This window comes from Pseudomonas sp. RL_105y_Pfl2_101, assembly GCF_963970585.1.
Lineage (GTDB): Bacteria > Pseudomonadota > Gammaproteobacteria > Pseudomonadales > Pseudomonadaceae > Aquipseudomonas.
In genome coordinates this window covers 179,332-198,891 of sequence record NZ_CAXAPG010000009.1, presented here as the reverse complement: position 1 = coordinate 198,891, position 19,560 = coordinate 179,332, and the positions used below count along the sequence as shown (strand labels likewise).

At 59.5% G+C, this 19,560-nt stretch carries 10 protein-coding genes and 1 pseudogene; 8 read left to right on the top strand and 3 right to left on the bottom strand.

Translation table 11 applies throughout. The features are described from left to right. Positions 1-846 precede the first annotated feature (846 nt). The 5 genes from AACY31_RS13545 (at position 847) to AACY31_RS13525 (ending at position 9,563) form a co-directional block, all read left to right on the top strand. Positions 847-1,206 carry a DUF6124 family protein gene (locus tag AACY31_RS13545; protein WP_339504566.1) on the top strand — a complete coding sequence of 120 codons (360 nt, stop codon included), beginning with the start codon at positions 847-849 and terminating at the stop codon, positions 1,204-1,206. Between the two features lie 282 nt (positions 1,207-1,488). Beyond that, positions 1,489-2,115 carry a hypothetical protein gene (locus tag AACY31_RS13540; RefSeq protein WP_235862380.1) on the top strand — a complete coding sequence of 209 codons (627 nt, stop codon included), beginning with the start codon at positions 1,489-1,491 and terminating at the stop codon, positions 2,113-2,115. A 546-nt stretch (positions 2,116-2,661) separates the two neighbouring features. Further along, a complete protein-coding gene (locus AACY31_RS13535; RefSeq protein WP_339504565.1) occupies positions 2,662-3,693 on the top strand; it encodes a histone deacetylase family protein in 1,032 nt (343 codons plus the stop codon). Between the two features lie 11 nt (positions 3,694-3,704). Then, complete coding sequence (locus AACY31_RS13530) at positions 3,705-4,805, top strand: polyamine ABC transporter substrate-binding protein (RefSeq protein WP_339504563.1); 1,101 nt, start codon at positions 3,705-3,707, stop codon at positions 4,803-4,805. Positions 4,806-4,961: 156 nt separating this feature from the next. Then, positions 4,962-9,563: a dermonecrotic toxin domain-containing protein gene (locus AACY31_RS13525; RefSeq protein WP_339504562.1), complete on the top strand. Its 4,602-nt coding sequence runs from the start codon at positions 4,962-4,964 to the stop codon at positions 9,561-9,563. Positions 9,564-9,599: 36 nt separating this feature from the next. Here the strand turns inward: AACY31_RS13525 and pdxR are convergent. After that, positions 9,600-11,143 (bottom strand): annotated as a pseudogene (gene pdxR / locus AACY31_RS13520) (MocR-like pyridoxine biosynthesis transcription factor PdxR). Between the two features lie 100 nt (positions 11,144-11,243). On the opposite strand from pdxR, the gene AACY31_RS13515 reads away from it, so the two are divergent. From AACY31_RS13515 to AACY31_RS13505, 3 genes are read left to right on the top strand one after another with little or no spacing between them, the layout of a single operon-like run. Continuing rightward, positions 11,244-11,885 carry an FMN-binding negative transcriptional regulator gene (locus tag AACY31_RS13515; protein ID WP_339504561.1) on the top strand — a complete coding sequence of 214 codons (642 nt, stop codon included), beginning with the start codon at positions 11,244-11,246 and terminating at the stop codon, positions 11,883-11,885. 2 nt (positions 11,886-11,887) lie between these two features. Then, entirely contained in the window at positions 11,888-12,334 is a 447-nt protein-coding gene (locus tag AACY31_RS13510; protein ID WP_339479927.1) for a GNAT family N-acetyltransferase, read from the top strand. 10 nt (positions 12,335-12,344) lie between these two features. Beyond that, on the top strand, positions 12,345-13,031 hold the full coding sequence (locus tag AACY31_RS13505; RefSeq protein ID WP_339479925.1) for a GNAT family N-acetyltransferase: 687 nt from the start codon (positions 12,345-12,347) through the stop codon (positions 13,029-13,031). A gap of 123 nt (positions 13,032-13,154) precedes the next feature. On the opposite strand, the gene AACY31_RS13500 is transcribed toward AACY31_RS13505, so the two are convergent. Both AACY31_RS13500 and AACY31_RS13495 read right to left on the bottom strand, forming a co-directional pair. Continuing rightward, positions 13,155-18,473 carry a dermonecrotic toxin domain-containing protein gene (locus AACY31_RS13500; RefSeq protein ID WP_339504560.1) on the bottom strand — a complete coding sequence of 1,773 codons (5,319 nt, stop codon included), beginning with the start codon at positions 18,471-18,473 and terminating at the stop codon, positions 13,155-13,157. Between the two features lie 180 nt (positions 18,474-18,653). Next, a complete protein-coding gene (locus tag AACY31_RS13495) occupies positions 18,654-19,553 on the bottom strand; it encodes a homocysteine S-methyltransferase family protein (protein ID WP_339479922.1) in 900 nt (299 codons plus the stop codon). Positions 19,554-19,560: the final 7 nt, after the last annotated feature.

The following is a 19,560-nucleotide window of genomic DNA, read 5'->3' as shown; positions in this document are numbered from 1 at the left end:
AGACGTGACCTTCAACCTCGCGCGCCGTTTGGCGCCCAAGGTGCGATGGCCTGCGGAAATAGACCTGGAATCACGCACCGCACCCTGAATACAAGCCATCAACCGAAGCAGCCTCCATACGACAGGCTAAATATTGCAAGCGGCGTTCACCCCGAACTGGAACGGCTCATCATGGTATTTAAGGTTTACGACGGCTGCGCCGCCGAGCGGGAGCAAGCTCCCTCGCCACAGGCCGTGTATGTCTTCAGATCAGGTGTAACGTGCTGCCGCCTTCGCGGGCAAGCTCGCTCCCAACATTAGGGGGTTGGCGGTATGCGCTCATTCTGTGATCACCTCGGGGCGGTCAACGACGCTCGACCTGTGGCGAGGGGATTCAGCGAAACGTCGCACCGCCCCGCGGGGCTGCGCAGAAGCCCCAAAAAAGGCGACGCATTCCTACAGAAAAACCGCTGCGCCACCGAGCGAAAGCAAGCTCCCTTGCCCCGAATCCTGGGCATTACGAAGGCTTGTTTATTCACCCTGCGCAACGCTTCCGCCAAGCTACGAATCCTTGCGCCATTGCCTACAACTACGCCAGAATCCGCCCGCTTGTGCGCCTTGCTCATGGGTTCTATCGTTTCCCTGCCACTGCCCATCAGTGGTCGGGTTTAGTAGCCCGAGGTTGTGTCAGTAAGATGCACGAGCTCTCCATCCAAGCAGGTTCCTAACCTGTCCTTGATGGTGGCTGTGCGCAGGGCGCTTCGGCGCGCCGGCAATGCTGATCTCCCCGGTCTACTAACCTGCGTACAGCCGCCACCCTTCTTTTAGTAGGGAAGAGGTTGCGGCTTAACCATGGAGTATCAGCACATGTTCAAGCCAACACCGAATCCCCCTGAAGCAGATCGCACCTCTGCGTCCACCAAATCCAAAACGAAAAAACAAGACGAAGCAGAAAGGCGCGCCTTGGATTATTACCTGCAACCGAAACCGGAAAAGTCCGAAGAAGCATCCAATCCAGACCAGCTCTTCACCGTGAAAAAAAACGCCGACAACGAATGCCTGCTCGCCAACCTCAGCGAAAACCTGGCATCCGCCGACGCGATGATCAGCAACCTCGCCTTCGACCTGGAAGGCCCCCGCCGCCACATCGCCCTTGGCATTCAGCAATTGATCGAGATGAGTTCATTGCTGGCGAACCGAGTGTTGGATAACGTCGATCCACGCTAACCGCAGCACCACCAACCCCGTGGCGAGGGAGCTTGCTCCCGCTCGGCGGCGCAGCGACCGCAAGATTTTAGGGCCGCTTCAGCCCAGCGGGAGCAAGCTCCCTCGCCACGGGTTGTAAGGCGCGTCTGACGGATTGCTCAGCCCTTCCGCCAAGCCACGCATCCTTGTGCCTTTGCCTACAACTACGCCGGAACCCGCCGACTTGTGGGCCATACATTCAACCCCTATCGTCTCCTCGTCGCTGACATCAGCGAAAGGCTTGGCGGCCAATCCTGTCAGTAATTGCTGAAACACTTTAAGCATCACATTCTTCTAGAGGGGGGTGCGAAAAAAGTTGATATCAAGGATTTGGAAGTGGGGAAAGTTATACGGCGCAAATATGAGGAATGGCGGGCTTATGCCTGTGCGGCCCGTACAGCTTCCAACGAGCTATTGACGTTGCTAGCACAAGAACCAGCAGATCCTGAACGAGCGTCTGGTGTTGATTTTGCACTGGTGCGCTTCGGCAACATCGATGCTGATGCGCTCGAACAATTTAATCTATGGGAATCAGACCATGGCTTCCCCTGGCATGACTCTCCAGAGGTCATCAAAAGCGATGCCCGACATCTTGACCTTGCGCTGTGGTACGGGAATCTACTGTGCGGTCTATGCTTCGCCACACCCAGCGGCAAACGCACCGTTGTACGGATCAAACTACTGGAAGGCCATCCCAAGCGGGAGAGTGGTTCACACCCGTTGAAGAGAAGAGTCATCCAGCTTTGCGTGCTTGCCGTTACTCAGTACTGCAAGATCATTGGTGCGGAACTCATTGAAATAGATAGCCCGTTACCCGGTGCAGTCCCTATATACGTCGAAAATGAATTTCAGATGGTAAACGGTGCCCTTGTGTTGACTCTTGATGAGTAATAGCATCATTTCAGAGGTGATCGAAAAATGAGCAAATTGAAAGCAACCCAACGCGGGAAGGCCGGCAAACATAAAGGGCAGGACAACTTTGACTGCTTGTACGTACGCGGCTTGCGCAAAGCTCGTGTCACAAGCTCAATGGATTTGCGGATACTCGACCGCATCCGTCGTGGGTCCTCCGATGAGCCTGATGGTGCACTCGCAGGCTCGCGCTTGGTCAAGCTATCTGCCAGCGCGTAACCCCCACAAAGTAAGCATTAGGCGGCCCATCGGCCGCTTTTTATTTAGCGGCTGGCAACAAAAAAACGAAGCTGGCTTTCAAGCTGGAAGGCTCGCTTCAACACTTCGCTACCCCGTCATTATATGGCCTCAGATAGCCCTGGTTCCCAACGCCCCGAACCAGCGCAAACCCGCGCCAACAAGGGGCGATTTACGGTCAAACTTATTGGCCATTTCGATCCCCTTTTGGCCTCTCCTGCCGTTCTCTGAAACGCCCCACACCGCAAGACTGTGTTCAAACCGACCAGCCTTGCGGAGAACAAAAAAATGCTGACGATCTACTCAGACGATCACCACCTGCACCACGGCCGCTGCGAGTTGATGGACGGGCAATTGATGCCTTGCTTCGAAATGCCGTCCCGAGCCGATCACGTGTTGGAGCGGGTCAAGGCGCAGGGGCTGGGGCCGGTGGAGGCGCCGCAGGATTTTGGCCTGGGGCCTATCCTGCGTATCCACAGCGCGGCGTACCTGGAATTTTTCAAAGGTGCCTGGGACCGCTGGGCCAAGTACCACCGCGAGGGCGATTTGTTGCCCTTCACTTGGCCGGCGCGGACCTTTCGCACGGTCATCCCCACGAGCCTGCACGGTCAATTGGGTTACTACAGTTTCGACGCCGGCGCGCCGATTACCGCCGGCACTTGGCAGGCGGCCTACAGCGCCGCACAAGTGGCCCTCACCGCCCAGGCGGACATCCAGCGTGGTGCGCGCAGTGCCTTTGCCTTGTGCCGTCCACCGGGGCACCACGCCGCTGGCGATTTGATGGGCGGTTATTGCTACCTCAACAACGCGGCCATCGCCGCCCAGGCCTTTCTCGACCAGGGTCAGAAGAAGGTCGCCATCCTGGATGTGGATTACCACCACGGCAACGGCACCCAATCGATTTTCTATGAGCGCAGCGACGTGTTGTTCGCGTCGATCCACGGCCATCCGGAAGCGGAGTTTCCGTTTTTCCTGGGTTATGCGGATGAGTATGGCGAGGGCGCCGGTGAGGGCTTCAACTTCAACTACCCGTTGCCGGCCGGCTCGGGCTGGGACACCTGGAGCGCGGCGCTGGAGCAGGCCTGTGGGCAGATCCAGGGTTACGACGCCGATGTCATCGTCGTGTCCCTGGGCGTGGACACGTTCAAGGACGACCCCATCTCGCAATTCAAGCTCGACAGCCCGGATTACCTGGCGATGGGCAAGCGCATCGCGGCGCTCGGCAAACCAACGCTGTTCGTGATGGAAGGCGGCTACGCGGTGGCAGAAATCGGCATCAATGCCGTGAACGTTCTTGAAGGTTTCCAAAGCGCCCCATGAGGAATAACAGCATGAACAGACTCAAGCGTTTAATGGCTCCCGCCGTGTGCGCCGCGCTGCTTTGCGGCGCTGCCCAGGCCGAGGAGCGCACCTTGCGCGTCTACAACTGGTTCGACTACATCACGCCCAAGGCCCTGGAGGATTTCAAGGCGCAGAACAGCCAGGTCAAGCTGGTCTACGACATCTTCGACACCAACGAGGCCCTGGAGGCCAAGCTGCTGACGGGCAACTCCGGCTATGACGTGGTGGTGCCGTCCAACGTGTTCCTGGCCAAGCAGATCGAAGCCGGAGTGTTCCAGCCCCTGGACCGCAGCAAGCTGCCGAACTGGAACCACCTCGACCCCAAGCTGATGAAGCTGATCGAAGCCAACGACCCGGGCAACAAGTTCGCCGTGCCCTACATGTACGGCACCATCCTGATCGGCTTCAACCCGGACAAGGTCAAGGCCGCCCTGGGCGACAACGCGCCGGTGGACAGTTGGGACCTGATCTTCAAGGAAGAGAACCTCAGCAAGCTCAAGCAGTGCGGCGTGGCGCTGCTCGATTCGCCGTCGGAGATCCTGCCCCTGGCCTTGCAGTACCTGGGCCTGGACCCCAACAGCAAGAAGCCGGCGGACTACGCCAAGGCCGAAGCGCTGATGATGAAGGTGCGCCCATACATCACCTATTTCCACTCGTCCAAGTACATGGCCGACATCGCCAACGGTGATATCTGCGTGGCGGTGGGCTACTCCGGCAGCTTTTCCCAGGCCGCCAACCGGGCCAAGGAAGCCAAGAACGGCGTGACGGTGGACATGCGCCTGCCCAAGGAAGGCGCGCCGATCTGGTTCGACATGCTCGCCATCCCCAAAGGCGCGAAAAACCCGGACGACGCCTACACCTTCATCAACTACTTGCTGCAGCCGCAGGTGATCGCGCCGGTCAGCGATTTTGTGGGTTATCCGAACCCGAACAAGGACGCCACCGAAATGGTCGACCCGGCGATTCGCGGCAACCCCAACCTGTACCCGACCGAGGCGGCCATGGCCTCGCTCTACACTTTGCAACCGTTGCCCCGGGATGCCGAACGCGCGCGTACGCGGGCCTGGACGCGGGTAAAATCCGGCCAGTAAAGGCCGTTGGGGGATAACGGCCATTGTGGGAGCAAGCTTTGCTCCCACCAGCGTATACATAGTTACCACCAGCCCCGTTTCCTGCCTCTCTAGCATGGAAACCCCGAAGCGTTCGGCTTTGGGTTTTTCATCTATCTCGAGAGAGGGACAACTCAGATGACATCGGACCCTACCGGCACCGCCCCGGAGTTCAATGCGAGCATCAGGAGCGCGCTGCTCAACCAGCTGCTCGCAGGCCCCACCTACCCGGAAGTGGCGGCCATGCTGCTGCGCAATGCGCTCAAGAAGCTGTACCCATCACTGGATCTCGACCCGCTTACCACCGTCATCGGCGAACCGGCCTGGGACATTGTTGGTGGCGAGATCGTGGCGCGTCCCACCCGCTATGAATCGCTCAGCGATTTGCTGGCTTCGAGGGTGGACCAGAGCAAACCCACGTTGTTGATTGAAGGGCTGCACTTCCTGACCCAACTGCCGATCACCGCGCCCGAGGTGCATTTGCCGGTGCGCATCGACCAGATCGGCCGTTTGATCAACGAGCTGGTGCCGGCCATGGTGCCGGCCAGCCAGGAGCAGCAACTGGCGTACTGGAACATGCCGTTCGGCAATTACGGCCCACGCTGGCATGAACTCTCCCACACGCTGAGCAAGCTCTGGGACGTCAAGCAGATCGAGGGCTGGACGGCGACTGAATGCGACATGGCCCGGCAACTATTCCTGTACCCCGACCCACAAGACCGCAAGGACAGCTATGACAGCCACGCGTATCTGGTCGACATCGAGGAGGTCGACGGCGACGAGGTCAACCGCGTCAATGAAAACTCGCTGGTGGTGCTGATCGGCCTGATCGACAACAAAGAGGTCATCCTTGTGCACTCGTTGCTCAACGGCTACCAGAAGTTCGCTTCACGGCATGCGTTGGGACAAGCCCTTTCCGATCACCTGGGGACCTTGGTCCACCCGACGAAGATTCGCTGGCGGCTCTATGAACCCGACGGCAATATTTTCGATAGCAAGGCCTGCGGGATCATCGCGGTGCAGGTCAAGATCCTCGGCATCCCCAGCATCAGTCTGAATCCAACCTTTGCTGATGACGAACCACCGGCCCCCAGCGGGCTGGACATAGGACCTGGCGAAAGCTGGTTCCAAAAACAGTTGCCCGAATGGCTGCAGAGCGCGCCGATCTCCGACCAGATCCTGTTCGCCCAATACATGAAAAACCTCTCGGCGCTGAGCAGCTCCCACGCCGGAAAAACCTACCTGGACGATATTCCCCTCATCAAGAATTATGCGTCGCACGCGCTGAAAACGCAGATGCTGGCGGACCACCGCGATGCATCGACGCTGGACCCGGAAAAAATCGAGATCGAGATAAAAAGCCCCGTGGTCTGGGGCACCTTCGTTGTGCCCTTCAAGTTGGATACCACCCGGTTCAACCTCGTCGAACTGGCACTGCAAAACCTGATTGCACTGCCTCCGGGCAACAAAACGGTGGGGGCCCTCGACGCGACCGTGTTGCCCGCCTGGTTGACGGTGGACTACATCGAGAATCTCATCACGCAGGTCGACATCGGTCGGTTTTATCCCGACCTGATCAAGCAAAAACTGCTCGATGACCCGGCGGAGTCGAGCCGCCGCGAAAAGCTGTACACCTCACAGTTGCGCATACAGCTGCCCATGCTTGCACTGGAAGGCAAACTCCGTGGGCGGGGCAATATCGATGAGCGCGGTTGCCGTTATGTCGCGGCACTGATGGAACCCCAGGAAGCCGACCGCAAGGTAGACGGGCAAACCATCGTCCTGCGCAAACTGGCTTTCGTGCCCGAGCTGCAGCTGGGGCTTTCAGAGGATATCGTTGCCAACATGTTCGTGATCGGCCCGCAGACGCCAAGTGCCGGTCCTTGCCTGATTTATCGACCGTTGCTTGAACCGCAGCTGTGGCAATTCCCGTCGTACAGCAACTTGCTGTACACCATCAGGCAAAATGCGCCCTTGCGCCAATCGGTACTGGCGTGGCTGCCCGATGGGGTACGAGAAACCTATGGCCGAGATGTCTTTCCAGGCGCCCTGCCCTCGCCCTGGACCATCGTGGAGTTCGTGGCAGCCCCGCTGGAGACCTTGTCCAATAACGGTCCTGTCAGCCTTGGCGACGAGACCCTGGGCGCCGACTTCCTGCCACTGTTGTTCCGGGCCAACGCCAATGCCTTGGTCACGCTCGCCGATCATCAGTCGGTCTCCAATCGCGAAAGCCGTTGGGAGTCTTTCAAGCAGGCCGGTTGGCTGATTTTCAACCTGGCGCTGCCCTACCTCGGCACCACGGTGGCCACCGCGACCTGGCTCTGGCAAATCCTGGACGACCTTGAACAGCTGACGCAGAGTGACGAAGAAACCAATAGTCAGGACAAGTGGGCGCTCTTTGTCGATGTGTTGTTGAACGTCTCCTTGGGGATCATCCATTACGTGATTGACCGCACCAGGGCGAGCAAAGGTAGCCGTCCGACAGAAGCCCCGGAGATTGCCCCGCCACAAATCCCGCCAGTGCCCAAACCCAAGCTCACTATCGAAACGCTCGCGCCGCTCACCAAGCCAGAGCTGCCGCAAGAGCACTACGAGGTCGTTCATACCAGTGGTGCGTTGATCGGCAGGTCGAGCAAGCGCGCCAATCTGCTCGATAGCTTCAGCATCGCGGCCCCCGACTCACCTGGGCAACCCAGGGCCGAAGGCGCGCTCAGGGGCCTCTATGCGACGGGTAGGAAGTGGTACGCGAAAATGGCGGGAAAATGGTTCGAGGTCACCGTAGAGGGCGACCAGGTCTGCATCATTGATGGAGCCCGCACCGGCCCTCCGCTGATCCATGATGCGCACGGCCAGTGGCAGATCGATACCCGCTTGCGCTTACGCGGCGGCGGCTCGAAAGGTGCCCGGCAGAGGGTCGTCGCCGAGGCACGGCGCCGCAGCGTTGAGCTGCTGGCCGAACTCAACCAGTTTGAAGAACAGAAACCGGCGAACCAGAAGTTGCTGACCATGGACGCGCAGGAAATGAACCAGGCGTCCGGCGCGGCCCGGGAAACCAAGCGTGAGGCGTATCTGACGACCCTGGAAGCCCAACGAGAAAACTACGAAAAAGCGCTGAGGACCCTGATTGAATGGCCGGTCTTTCAGTCACGCCCCGATTACCCTCGCGTCAGCCTTGGTTACCTGAATGCGCAAGTGAATTTCACCTTCGCAGAAATGGATGTATTGCGAGAGCGTTTTACGCCTGCCCTGACCGATGCCATGGGCATGATCACGTCCGAGGTCAAGGTACTGGAGCAACAACACATCGATGCTGCCAACGCCATGATCAACGCCGGTCACGACATGATCGAGCGCCTGGACTACATGGAGACACGTTTTTCCAGGCTCAAGGAGATGGGACGCGAAGGCTTTGAGTTTGTCCGCCAGTACCGCGCAAAGATGCCGGTCTACAAAAGTGACGATCTGCGACTTATCCAGCTGGATATGTACCGCCACCTCTGCCTGTCTCTTGAAAGCGTCGAGACGATGCCTGAAAGCTGGGTGGAAATTAACCGGATTGTCGACAACGCTACGGTGGCCTTCCAAAGCCTGCGCGACGCCGTGGATGAGCGAAGCATGATCCGGCTGGATGAACAAATCGATGCACTGGGCAGCCTGACGGAACAGTTCGCCGCCATCGAAGAACATCTCGACTACATGGGTAGCGAATACCAGGACAGCGCCAGCCCTGCACAGCTCACTCGCCTGACCCGGCAGATAGGCGATTGTGGAAGACGAGCGTTGCGCCAGTTGGCCCAAGCCCTCGATGAGCGAAGCAACCGGCGAAGATCAGGCCGCGCTCATGAGCCACGTCCACGGCCCAGGAAAAAATTCATCAGGGCCCGCTTCTGGGGCGTCATCAGTGGCGAGCCTCGCTTATCGCAGTTGCACGAGGAAACGGATTGGGTCGATGTGAAGAATCCGTTCTCGGATGAAATCATCGCCTCGTTCCACCGCAAGGAAACCGGCGAATGGGCGCCCCACATGATGTCCGACCCGCCTCCCCTGGCAGTCCCTTCGCTGGATACGAGCGTTCGCAAAGGCCAAGCCCTGATCGACGGGCTGACCGCGTTCAACGCGCAAATTGAACAAGACCTGAAACAGCCAGGCCGGACACCGGCCGGCGTGACGATGATCCTCAATGCACACGCCAGCCGGATGGAGAAGGTCGGCATCGCGATCCGGAAGGCACTCGACCAGGCGCAAAGCGTTGTCACCAACGAGACGATTGAAACATCAGAAGCGCAGCAGCGCTCGGCCGAAGCCTTGCGATTGCGCCTCAAAAAAGAATCGAAGGCGCTCTATGAGCAGGAGTTCGAAACCGTACTGAACATCATCAAACAAAGCCCACCCACCATGAGTGGCGTGATCTGGCTGAAAGATCGAAACCGGATTTCCATCACCAAACGGATCAACCGACAACGCATCAAGGGCCCCATACATGGTTTCCTCGACAGGTATGAAATCAAGGACAGGAAGACCAGCAAGACGCTCTGGTTCGCCGACTTTCACTACTCCACAAACTGGGTACCCGCCCGTACGTTCCTTTCGGCACGCCTGAAAACAGTGGAGCAGGTGGTTCTGGGGGGGGCCGAGGTTTCTACAAAAGGCTTCAGCCAGCGTCAGTTGATCAATCATTACCGTAGCGAAATTGCCGTGGACCACGCCCAGCAGGTGTTTTTTCCAAAGGAGCGACCATAAAACCAGGTCCGCCGCCGATGCCCCGGTGGCGCGCCCTCAGGGTTTCCAAGCCTTCGACAGGTTCGCCAGCGCGGTGCCAATCGCCGCTGGCGGGACCGCCGCAAACCCCAGCACCAGCCCGGCGCGCACCGGCGTCGGTGTGTTGGGCAACCAATAACTGCTCAGGCCATTGATTTCCACACCCACACTCGTCGCTTGGGCGATCAGTTCACGCTCGCGCTCGATGCTCTCTACCGGGACCGTGAGATGCAGCCCGGCCACGACGGTGGGCAGGGCACCGACACCCGCAACCGCCTCGGGCCAGCCCGCCAGCAACGCATCTCGCCGAACCAGGGCGGCCCTGCGCATACGCCGGATGTGCCGCTGGAAATGCCCGGCGGCCATGAACTCGGCCATCACCGCCTGGGTGCTGACTTCGGAGTGGCGCACGTCCACGGCGCGCCGTCGGGCAAAGGCGTTGACCAGGCCTGGCGGCAGCACCAGGTAGCCCAGGCGCAGGGCCGGGAACGCCACTTTGCCGAACGTGCCGACGTAAAGCACCCGCCCCTGGCGATCCAGAGCAGCCAAGGGCGCCAGCGGCGCGCCGCTGTAGCGGTACTCGCCATCGTAGTCATCCTCGACGATCCAGCCGTCGTTGCGCTCAGCCCAGGCCAGCAACTCCAGCCGCCGTGGCAGGCTCATGACCACCCCGGTCGGGTATTGATGGGACGGGGTGACGTAGGCCAGCCGACAGTGGCTCAACGCGCCCAGCGCGGCGCAATCCAAGCCGTCGCCATCCACCGGCACGCCCCTGACATCGGCCCCGGCAACGGCGAACGCATGCCCGGCCGCGCGATAGCCGGGATTTTCCACCGCCACGACGTCGCCCGGGTCCACCAACAGCTGTGCACAAAGGCTGATGCCCTGCTGCGCGCCACTGGTGATCACAATTTGTTCAGCCGTGCAGTGCAGCCCCCGGGAGCTGCGCAAGTACGCCGCGATCAGCCCGCGCAAGCGCGCATCCCCTTGGGAGTCGCCATAACACAGCTGTTGCAGGTCCGGCTTGCGCCAGAAAGCCGCATTCAGCTTGGCCCAGACGTCGAAAGGGAACAGATCGAAAGCCGGCACACCGACCCTGAACGCCCGTGGCGGGCCACTGGGTGGCTGGGCCAAATGGTGTTTTTTGACACGGTGAGCGCATCACTGTGGATAACTTTACTGGATGGACCCACAGGCAAATCCAGCCAATCTGTGGATAAGGCTGTGGGTAAGCCTGTTGAAAACCCTGTGGATACTTTTGTGGATATGTTTTTCAGCGGCAGCGCCGTCGAGGACAGTTTCGCCACATAAGTACCGTCACCGACCCGTCCTTCGATGAAACCCTCGGCGTAGAGCTGGTCGTACGCCCGCACCACGCTGTTGCGCGAAATCGACAAGGCCGCCGCCAGGTCGCGGCTGGCCGGCAGGCGCGTGCCGCTGGCCAGGCGCCCATCGAGCACCCGGGCACGCAAGGCCTGGTAGAGCTGGCGGCTGAGCCCCTGGCGGCGGTCCAGCTCGATGCCAGCGGGGTTGAACGACAATGGCGGCGCGGCGTTGTGCATGACAGCCCTCACGAATGGACCTATCGAATTGGCCGTAAGTGGCTCTTACAACAGACCAATAGCCTGCCTAGGATGCTCGCATTCGCCAAGGAAAATCGTCATGTACAACCCTAAAGCCTTTGCCGTCGAAGACCTGCCTCAACTGCATGCCATGATGGGTGATTGCCGCCTGGCCGTCTTGATCACTCAAGGTGAACACGGCTTGCAGGCCAGTCATCTGCCGTTGCTGCTGGACACGCAACAAGGTCCGAACGGAAGCCTCTACGGCCACATGGCCCGGGCCAATCCACAATGGCGCGACCTCGAAGCCGGCGCCGAAGCCCTGGTGATATTCGCCGGGGCCGATGCCTACGTCAGCCCAGGGCTGTACGCCAGCAAGGCCGAACACGGCAAAGTCGTGCCGACCTGGAACTACGTGGCCGTACACGCCTACGGCAGCGCTGAGGTGTTCAGCGATGCTCATCGCCTGCGCAACCTGGTGGGCGCCCTCACCGACCGCCACGAAACCGGTCGCGAGCAGCCGTGGAAGATCGATGACGCGCCGCCCGATTACATCGACAGCATGCTCAAAGCCATCGTCGGCTTCGCCCTGCCCATCCAGCGCCTGGAAGGCAAGCGCAAGCTCAGCCAGAACCGTAGCCCCGCGGATGTCGCTGGCGTACGCAACGGCCTCGCCGCCAGCCCCGACCCGCAGGACCGGGCGCTCGCCCACCTGATGCCTGAACAATTGTCCAAGGAGTGAACATGAGCCAACCTGAAATCCGCCTCGTCAGCGCCGACGCTCACGCCGCCTGGCTGCCGCTGTGGCAAGCCTACCTGCGGTTCTATAAAACCCAATTGTCGGACGCCGTCAGCCAAAGCACCTGGCAACGCTTGCTCGATGAGCATGAACCGACCCATGCTGCCCTCGCCTGGGATGGCGACACGGCGGTGGGCCTGGTGCACTTTATCTATCACCGTTCGAACTGGAGCATCGAGAATTCCTGCTACCTGCAAGACCTGCTGGTAACGGAACAGAGCCGTGGCAGCGGTGTAGGTCGCCAGCTCATCGAATTCGTCTACGCCACCGCCAAGGCCGATGGTTGCTGCAAGGTGCACTGGTTGACTCACGAAACCAACGCCACGGCGATCCAGCTGTACGAGCGCATCGCCGAGCGCCCAGGCTTCATTCAATTTCGCAAAGCCCTTTAAGGAGCGCAGCATGTCGACTTCACTCGCCGATTGGAAAGGTGTCCCGGCGCCCTCTGCACAGGTGCTCCAAGGGCGTTTCATCCGCCTGGAAAAGCTCGACCCGGCGCGGCATGCCGATGGCCTCTGGCAAGCCCTTGAAGGCCCCGGCGCCGACCCGAAGCTCTGGGATTACTTGCCCTATGGTCCGTTCACGGATCGCGGCGCGTTCGATGCCTGGCTGAACAACCATGCGGCCAACACCGACCCGTATTTCTTCAGCGTGATCGACCGCGTCAGTGGCGAGGTGCAGGGCATTCTCAGCCTGATGTCCATCGTCCCGGCCCAGGGCCGCATCGAGATTGGCCATGTGACCTTCGGCGCGCCGATGCAGCGTTCGCCGAAAAGCACCGAGGCGGTTTATTTGCTGGCCAAGGAGTCTTTCGCCCTGGGTTATCGCCGGCTGGAATGGAAGTGCAACAACGGCAATGCCCGCTCCAAATACGCGGCCGAGCGGTTGGGGTTCACGTTTGAAGGGGTGTTCCGCCAGCACATGGTGGTCAAGGGGCAGAACCGAGATACGGCGTGGTACTCAATACTGGATTCGGGTTGGCCGGAGATCGCGGCAGGATTCGAGCAGTGGTTGAGTGAGGAGAATCAGAGCGAAAGTGGGCAAGTGCGAGGGCTAGTAGAGTGTCGGACATCCGCTGTCGGTGGCTGACGGCCCGTTTCGGCGAGCCGGCTCGGCGTCCATCACGTAGTTGACGACCCCACCGCCAATCCTTGCGGGGAATGGCGATGGGGCGACTTGCATCAGAGCTGTAAGTAGCCCGCGACTAAGCGATCAAGGTTTCTTTTTGGCTCCAAATGGCTTGAGCGTTTCGCGCGTGACGCCCTGCCTCAGGTATCGCCAGGCCCAATCGGGCACCGCCATGTGGCTTTCCAAATACAATGCAAAGTCCAAAAGCCTGTGGCCCAAACGATTGGCTGGGAACTCAAAATTGTAGAGATATTGTTGAGCCTGTCGCTGGCCAACACCGAGTGAATCTCTAACGATTTGGTTCGCGCGCCTCCCGTCCACGCCAAGCCCAACTCTTAACGCCCTTGCAATATCCAACTCTGAACGAAGCGAGCCAGGTTGCCTGAGCGCGGCTCGAACAGCGGCATCGCTGAAATACGGCCCAACGAGGTCCTCCCATATTTGTATAGCGTGATCCCTCGGGAAGCGCTGGATCAAATTAAAAATATTCGGCGTACTTAATAAAATCGAAACCCTGGTATTAGAAACAGCTTGTCCCGAAACGCTAAACAAACCTACCACTGCTGGCGTTTCGGCTTCCGATTGTACCCACCCCAGAAACTCTACAAATCTCGTCAGGCTGTCTTGCTGCCGGATAATACTGTTCAGATTCTGATCATCGAACGGCTGCATCCAGTCAATACTTATCGTGCCGTCGTCAATCACTTCGGTGTAGCGGGTATTGGCATATTCCGCAATGATCCCAAGCCGCGCCTCAGACAGCTTCGGATCACGTAGCCACCTGGCAAGGACATTGACCGGCAGCATGCCGCCGAGGTTCGAGGAAATCACCGTTGAGCGAAGAAGCAGATTAGCCCGTCGCTGCAAATCGGGAAACCGCCCGAGGGCAACGCTGAGCAGATCGATGGTGTCTTCTACCTGATCGTAATACATGAACTGGTTCATTAACTTGGCATCGTCATTAATGGTGACGCCCGACTCACGTTGATACCTTTGCTTTACTTCATTCAGATCGGCCTGATCCACCAGATCAGCACCTTCCAGTAAATCATCCAGTTGATCATCGTCCAAATGGCCGTGCAGGGTCTCATTGTATTTTACGTAAGCCAGCTCATTCCTTGGATGATGGTCGGTCAACTGTCGAGCCCTGACACCATACTCAAGCATGATATGGATCACATCCTGAGAAAGTTGAAGGTGTTCGTTATTGAGCAGTTCGGTCAGATGCAAATCGTCGATGGGCCCCAGCAGCACGTCTTCGAAGAACCTGCGCAAGGACTGCGTTTCCTGAGTGTAAAAGGGCGCGCTACTTGGCATCAGGCGCTCCGGAGACCGAACCGATAGATAATGCCCGATCTCCTGCAACAGCTCCGGCGGCAGGATGCCGTCCCGCGCTGCGTCCAGCGTCCTTCGGCCCAAGCTGTTGGCGTGACGGTCAAGGTGATCCAGAACCGGCTGGAACAAGCGATGTGGGTTGGGGGCGTTGTAGACAATCCGAGTGAGATCAGAGAGCGCTGCCTCCTCCAAGAGCTCTTGCAACCATGGCGCGATGTCGGAGAGCGCCAATTGCAAGCCGGTGGCCGGCTGCATCACGAAGCGGCTGATTTGCGGATGTCCAACGATATAATCGGCAGTTGCATTACGCAGCCCTTGCATCGTGAAGGCTTCCTGCGCCTGCCCTTCATTGAGCCCACGGGCGACGGCATTGAAAAAACAATCGCCATCGGCGGGAATCTCAACGACCCGCCTACCCAAAATCAAACTGTAGTGATTTTCAGCCGTTCGCCTCAAGACGATATCCGTGGATGATCTATCGGGGTGCTGACTCATCCGATAGAAACGCTCGTCTTGCCCTGGCGTGAAGCGTACTGACCAACTACGCCCTGCGGTTATTTCGTCCATGATCAGCAAGCTCCGGTTCTGCGGCCAGCTCGGAAGACGAGTCATGACAGAGGGGACCAGGTCCATGATGTCGTTGTCCCAATGACCAGCGGTCCGTACCCATTCGGAAGCACGAAGCGACAGAGCAGGCACTTTGGGTTTGGAAGGGCCTGGTTGTGGAGAGCTACCTGCCGGGCGTTTCCCGCCGCCCTGACCAAATCCAACCGCACGCCACTCTCCGTTGGGCATCCGGGCAACGGTACTTCGCATCACGCCACTGGAACGGATACTCAACCCGGTAGCAGGGTCGACAAGGGTGGCCTCGGTCGCCGTCAACTTCGTATGGTCGTGCACCCGGAACACCGTCCCATCGGGTTGTCGCACGTACACCGCACGCGTGACGCTGTTATTGACCGTGGGGCGATAAAAGCCCTGGGCATCGGCGGCGAGCCCTTGTAGCAACGAGGTATCTGTCACGGCATAACGGCGGTAAAGCGCGTCTTCCAAAGGCAGGCCAGCCAATGTTTCGCCCTGGCTCTGGCGGGCCGTCAGGGCCAGGAAAGAGGACTGCCCCCGCACCGGAACACTCACGCCACCCGCCACCCCTCGTCCGCCATAATTGGCCACTCTGTGGACAAAGGCCAAGGTAGCCAGGTTCGCTGGAACAGCGCCGGTCCTGACCATCAACCAGCCGGTCTTGATGGCGCTCTTGAGCAGTTGGAAGCCGGGGACCAGGAGGATGCCGGCCAGGTCCATGAACGTTTCCATCGCCATCATCACCAGCCTGGCAGACGTCTGGCGATGAACATCCCGGTTGCTGTTGGAGCGGTGATCGGCATACGCGCTATGGAAGTTGACGTGCGCGCGGTGGAGGGCCTCGAGAAGATTGCCAGGGATCAACGCGCCGCGGATCAACGGTCGGCCACGTTGTTGCCCCAACGTGCGCTTTATCTCTTCAGGATCGAGGGTGCAAATGCGTGAGCGGAAATATCCCTGCCATTGCTCTTGTTGCAACAGCCCCGCCACCCCCTCGCCCAGGCTGGAAAACTCATGATAGTCATTACCCTCGGGGCTGTCCGGAAAATAAACCCCCACGGTTCCCTTGAAGTCCGGCCCGTCCTGATCGGAAAAAACCAGGACGCCATCAATGCTGATCGCATTACCCATCGTCCCATGCTGTTCGCCAGCCCCGACACTTCCACCCAGCACAAGCGCATAGACCTGCACCCTTCGTCCCTGGACCAGGGCACGTGTCTCGGCAACGGGCGATTGCAGAACAGCCTGCTGCCAGAGAGCAATCAACTTCTTGGGCTTGGGTGGATGGAAGGCCCTATCGAACACGGTGGTCTTGAAGACTTCATCGCCCCTGAGCCCGGCCTCATAGCCTTTGAATTTCATATTGGCCAGGTACGCCGCCTGCCAGGCTGCTTTGTAGTCAGGTTTATTCATGTCCTTCCTGAGCAGGGTTTCATAACGGCCACCGGCATCAATATGCGTCGCCATCCTGGCAAGCTCGCGCCCCGTCAATGTGATCGGGAAGCCGTCGGCCGGATGCCGGATACGCTGGCCATCTTGATCGACAAGGTAGACGGCCAGCACTTCTCTCATTGCGTTCGGGTATTGAGCCGGGCGCAGGTTATCGAGCATCAACTCGGTCAGGCTGACGATACGTGACTGCCTTGGGTTGGCGCCTTTGCCATAGGAGAGCGTGACCAGGGTCTTGTCCGGGTCGGGATCAACGCCGGGGTACACCGCGTGTTGCAGGTACTGCTTGATCTTCTGGCGAGTGAACTGCGACAACGTCGGGATATCGCTACCCGTCAGTGTGTAGGCGGCTTCCAATACCTGCGTTTCCAGGCTGCGGTAGTTCGATTTTTCCGCACGTGTCGCAGTTGCATAAAAATCGGCACGGTTGTTTTCAACCAGGATTTCCCGACGCACCGCCAGCGGCCCGGCCAGCGACAACACGGGCAACCCCAGCGCATCTTCAACCTTCAGCGCATAAGCCGCCAAAGGAAGTGTCTGGTTTCCCGAGGCATTCAGGACCGTTTCCAGCGCGGCGCGTTGCTGCTGCAGCAGGTCATCCGCCGCCACGGCAAAAACAGACCCTGGCAGTTCAGAAGCAATGTCCCGGATCCCACACTTTTGTCCCGCGTAGGTCGGGCTGACGTGATTGACCAGGTCCTGGAAAGAACGGAAGCGCTGTATTCCCCCCTCAAGGGAGTACAGGAACAGCGAAGGCTGATCCGTGCGCTTGATCACCATCGCAGCGGGCCATTTCTGTGGCTTCGCGGCGCCCATGTCGAGCATGACGACATAGACATGGGGAATGGGCGCTCGCTGCAAACGGCTTCTGTCCTCCATGGACGGGTGAGTGGTGATGAGGTCCAGCAGGCGATCCTCTTCATCCTGCAGGGTTCGCGCACTTTGGGTTAACGGGGTGGCCGGATCCCGATCGACTTTGTACAAGTCGAAAAGATGCAGGAACCGCCGGGACAACAGATGAGCAAGTGCCGCTTCAGTGGTCGACGTATCGAGCGCGTCTGCGCCGTTTCTGTCATGGCGAAAGGCGCTGAGATCGTCACGGAACTGCTGCTTCAAGCTGTCATTGGTCGCGGGTTCGGCGATATAGAACACGGACTCCATGAGCGCTGGAATTTTCGCGTCCAGCGGGCTGACGAATACGCTGTCGACCTCTTCCACCGAATCCGGACGGGTGTAGAAGCCCACGCCACCGCGCGAGTAAGTGGGCGGTGTATCCGTCGCTAAACAGCCCAACATCACGTCGGTAAAGCACTGTGAGGCTGTCAATGAACGCCCACCGAATGAGTCCACGCTAAACTGGTTCACGTACCAGTGATCCGGGTCGATGCCCTGGAGCAGTGAAGTGTGGAATTTGCGCTCAGGGATCTTTGCCTTGATGCGGCTGACCAGCAGACGCTTGAGCACGGTGTCGAACGTTGGCAAAGCAGCGAACAGACGCGCCAGCTTCACCTGATTGACATCCAAGTGCCCCAGTTGCCTGACTTGTTCTTTTTCACGGGGGCTGAGCAGATTGCCTTGGGCGTCCACCTCAGTAATGACCGGCTGCCCAATGCCCTGGTAGCCGGACGCAATGCCGGTGTGCAGTTGCTGCAAAACGTCTGGTGAAAGACCTTTGCCGTTGACCCGCAGTGACGAGAAGTCCAGGGACATATGACTTCGGTGGGGATAAACCCAACCCTCGCGCGGAGAAGGCTCAGCGGTCGCCCTGCTTTGATGGGCGATCAAAAAGCCTCGTGTCACCGCGTCACGCAGCGGCACCGATGAGGTTTTTCTTTGAGCGGCCGAATCGACTGTCTCGACCTCTTGATAGGTGACTTGTACCCGCGTATCGCCGACAAGACCCCATTGATTTAGCCATTGATCGGCGAATTCATGAGGTTGAAATCGAAAACCGTGGGGTAACAGGCTGATGGGTTTGAGCAGTACGCCAGCAGCCTGCGGCGTCACGCCAGGTGCATTTTCAGGGAAGGCAGTCATTCAGGTGTCCCGGTGATGAGTAGGGCTGGGACCCTATCGCGCCGTTTCAGCGGGAATGACGTACATATGTATAGGTGGGGCTACAGGCTTTGGAGAAAAGCGTAAGCCCAAATGTCAGCAAGATCTCACGGATCTGTGGCGAGGGAGCTTGCTCCCTCGCCACAGGTTATTTCATCAAGTTCAGACCAGCTTTTGCGCCAACACCGCAATATGCTCCGGCCCGATCCCGCAGCAGCCGCCCAGATGGCTGGCCCCGCGTTTTTGCCAGTCCGCCGCCCACTGGAGATAGCCTGGCGGATCAAGGTCTTCGCGCAGCGGATCCAGCCCATCGTTGGCCGTCGCTTCCTTCGGTTGTGGCGGGAAGGCGTTGGCGTAGGCTCCGATGTGGATCTTCACGCCCAGGCCCTCGAAGGTTTCCCGCGCCGCGTCGATTGCCGCGCCGATCACCTCCGGTTGGCTGCAGTTGAACAGCAGCACCTCAACCCCCAGTTCGGCCGCGACCGCCGCAGCGTCCGCCACCGGTTCGCCGGAACGCAGGCGCGGCACTTCGTCAGTGTCTTCGTCTTTGAGGGTAAACGACAGCCAGAACGGCTTGCCGTCCTTTGGTAGCCCGGCGTGAATCGCCCGCGCTTCGACCGTGGAACTCTGGGTCTCGGCCAGCCACAAGTCGACGTGGGGCGCCAGGCCGTTTACCAATGGCGCCAACAGTTCACGGACGCGGGAGACGTCGAATAGATCCGGCCGATAGGAACCGAACAGCGGCGGCAGCGATCCGGCCACCCGCACCGCTTTGCCTGAAGCCTGCACCGCTCGCTGCGCCAACTCTCCGGCCAGTGCTGCCAACGCCTGACCCTCTGCGGCGAAACGCGCTTCGCCGATATGAAACGGCACCACGGCATAGCTGTTGCTGGTAATCACGTTGGCGCCGCTGGCAATGTAGGCCGCGTGCACGGCTTCTACCGCCTGGGGCGCTTCGCTCAAGGCCAGCGCCGACCACTCGGGCTGTCGGAACGGCGCGCCCCGGCGTTGCAGTTCGCGGCCCATGCCGCCATCGAGAATGACTGTCGTTGCTGAGCCCATATGCGAT

Bases quoted from the DNA above. Each gene is read 5' to 3' on its own strand.
- AACY31_RS13545 (WP_339504566.1), top strand. From the start codon at position 847: ATGTTCAAGCCAACACCGAATCCCCCTGAAGCAGATCGCACCTCTGCG.
- AACY31_RS13535 (WP_339504565.1), top strand. From the start codon at position 2,662: ATGCTGACGATCTACTCAGACGATCACCACCTGCACCACGGCCGCTGC.
- AACY31_RS13530 (WP_339504563.1), top strand. From the start codon at position 3,705: ATGAACAGACTCAAGCGTTTAATGGCTCCCGCCGTGTGCGCCGCGCTG.
- AACY31_RS13525 (WP_339504562.1), top strand. From the start codon at position 4,962: ATGACATCGGACCCTACCGGCACCGCCCCGGAGTTCAATGCGAGCATC.
- AACY31_RS13515 (WP_339504561.1), top strand. From the start codon at position 11,244: ATGTACAACCCTAAAGCCTTTGCCGTCGAAGACCTGCCTCAACTGCAT.
- AACY31_RS13510 (WP_339479927.1), top strand. From the start codon at position 11,888: ATGAGCCAACCTGAAATCCGCCTCGTCAGCGCCGACGCTCACGCCGCC.
- AACY31_RS13505 (WP_339479925.1), top strand. From the start codon at position 12,345: ATGTCGACTTCACTCGCCGATTGGAAAGGTGTCCCGGCGCCCTCTGCA.
- AACY31_RS13500 (WP_339504560.1), bottom strand. From the start codon at position 18,473: ATGACTGCCTTCCCTGAAAATGCACCTGGCGTGACGCCGCAGGCTGCT.
- AACY31_RS13495 (WP_339479922.1), bottom strand. From the start codon at position 19,553: ATGGGCTCAGCAACGACAGTCATTCTCGATGGCGGCATGGGCCGCGAA.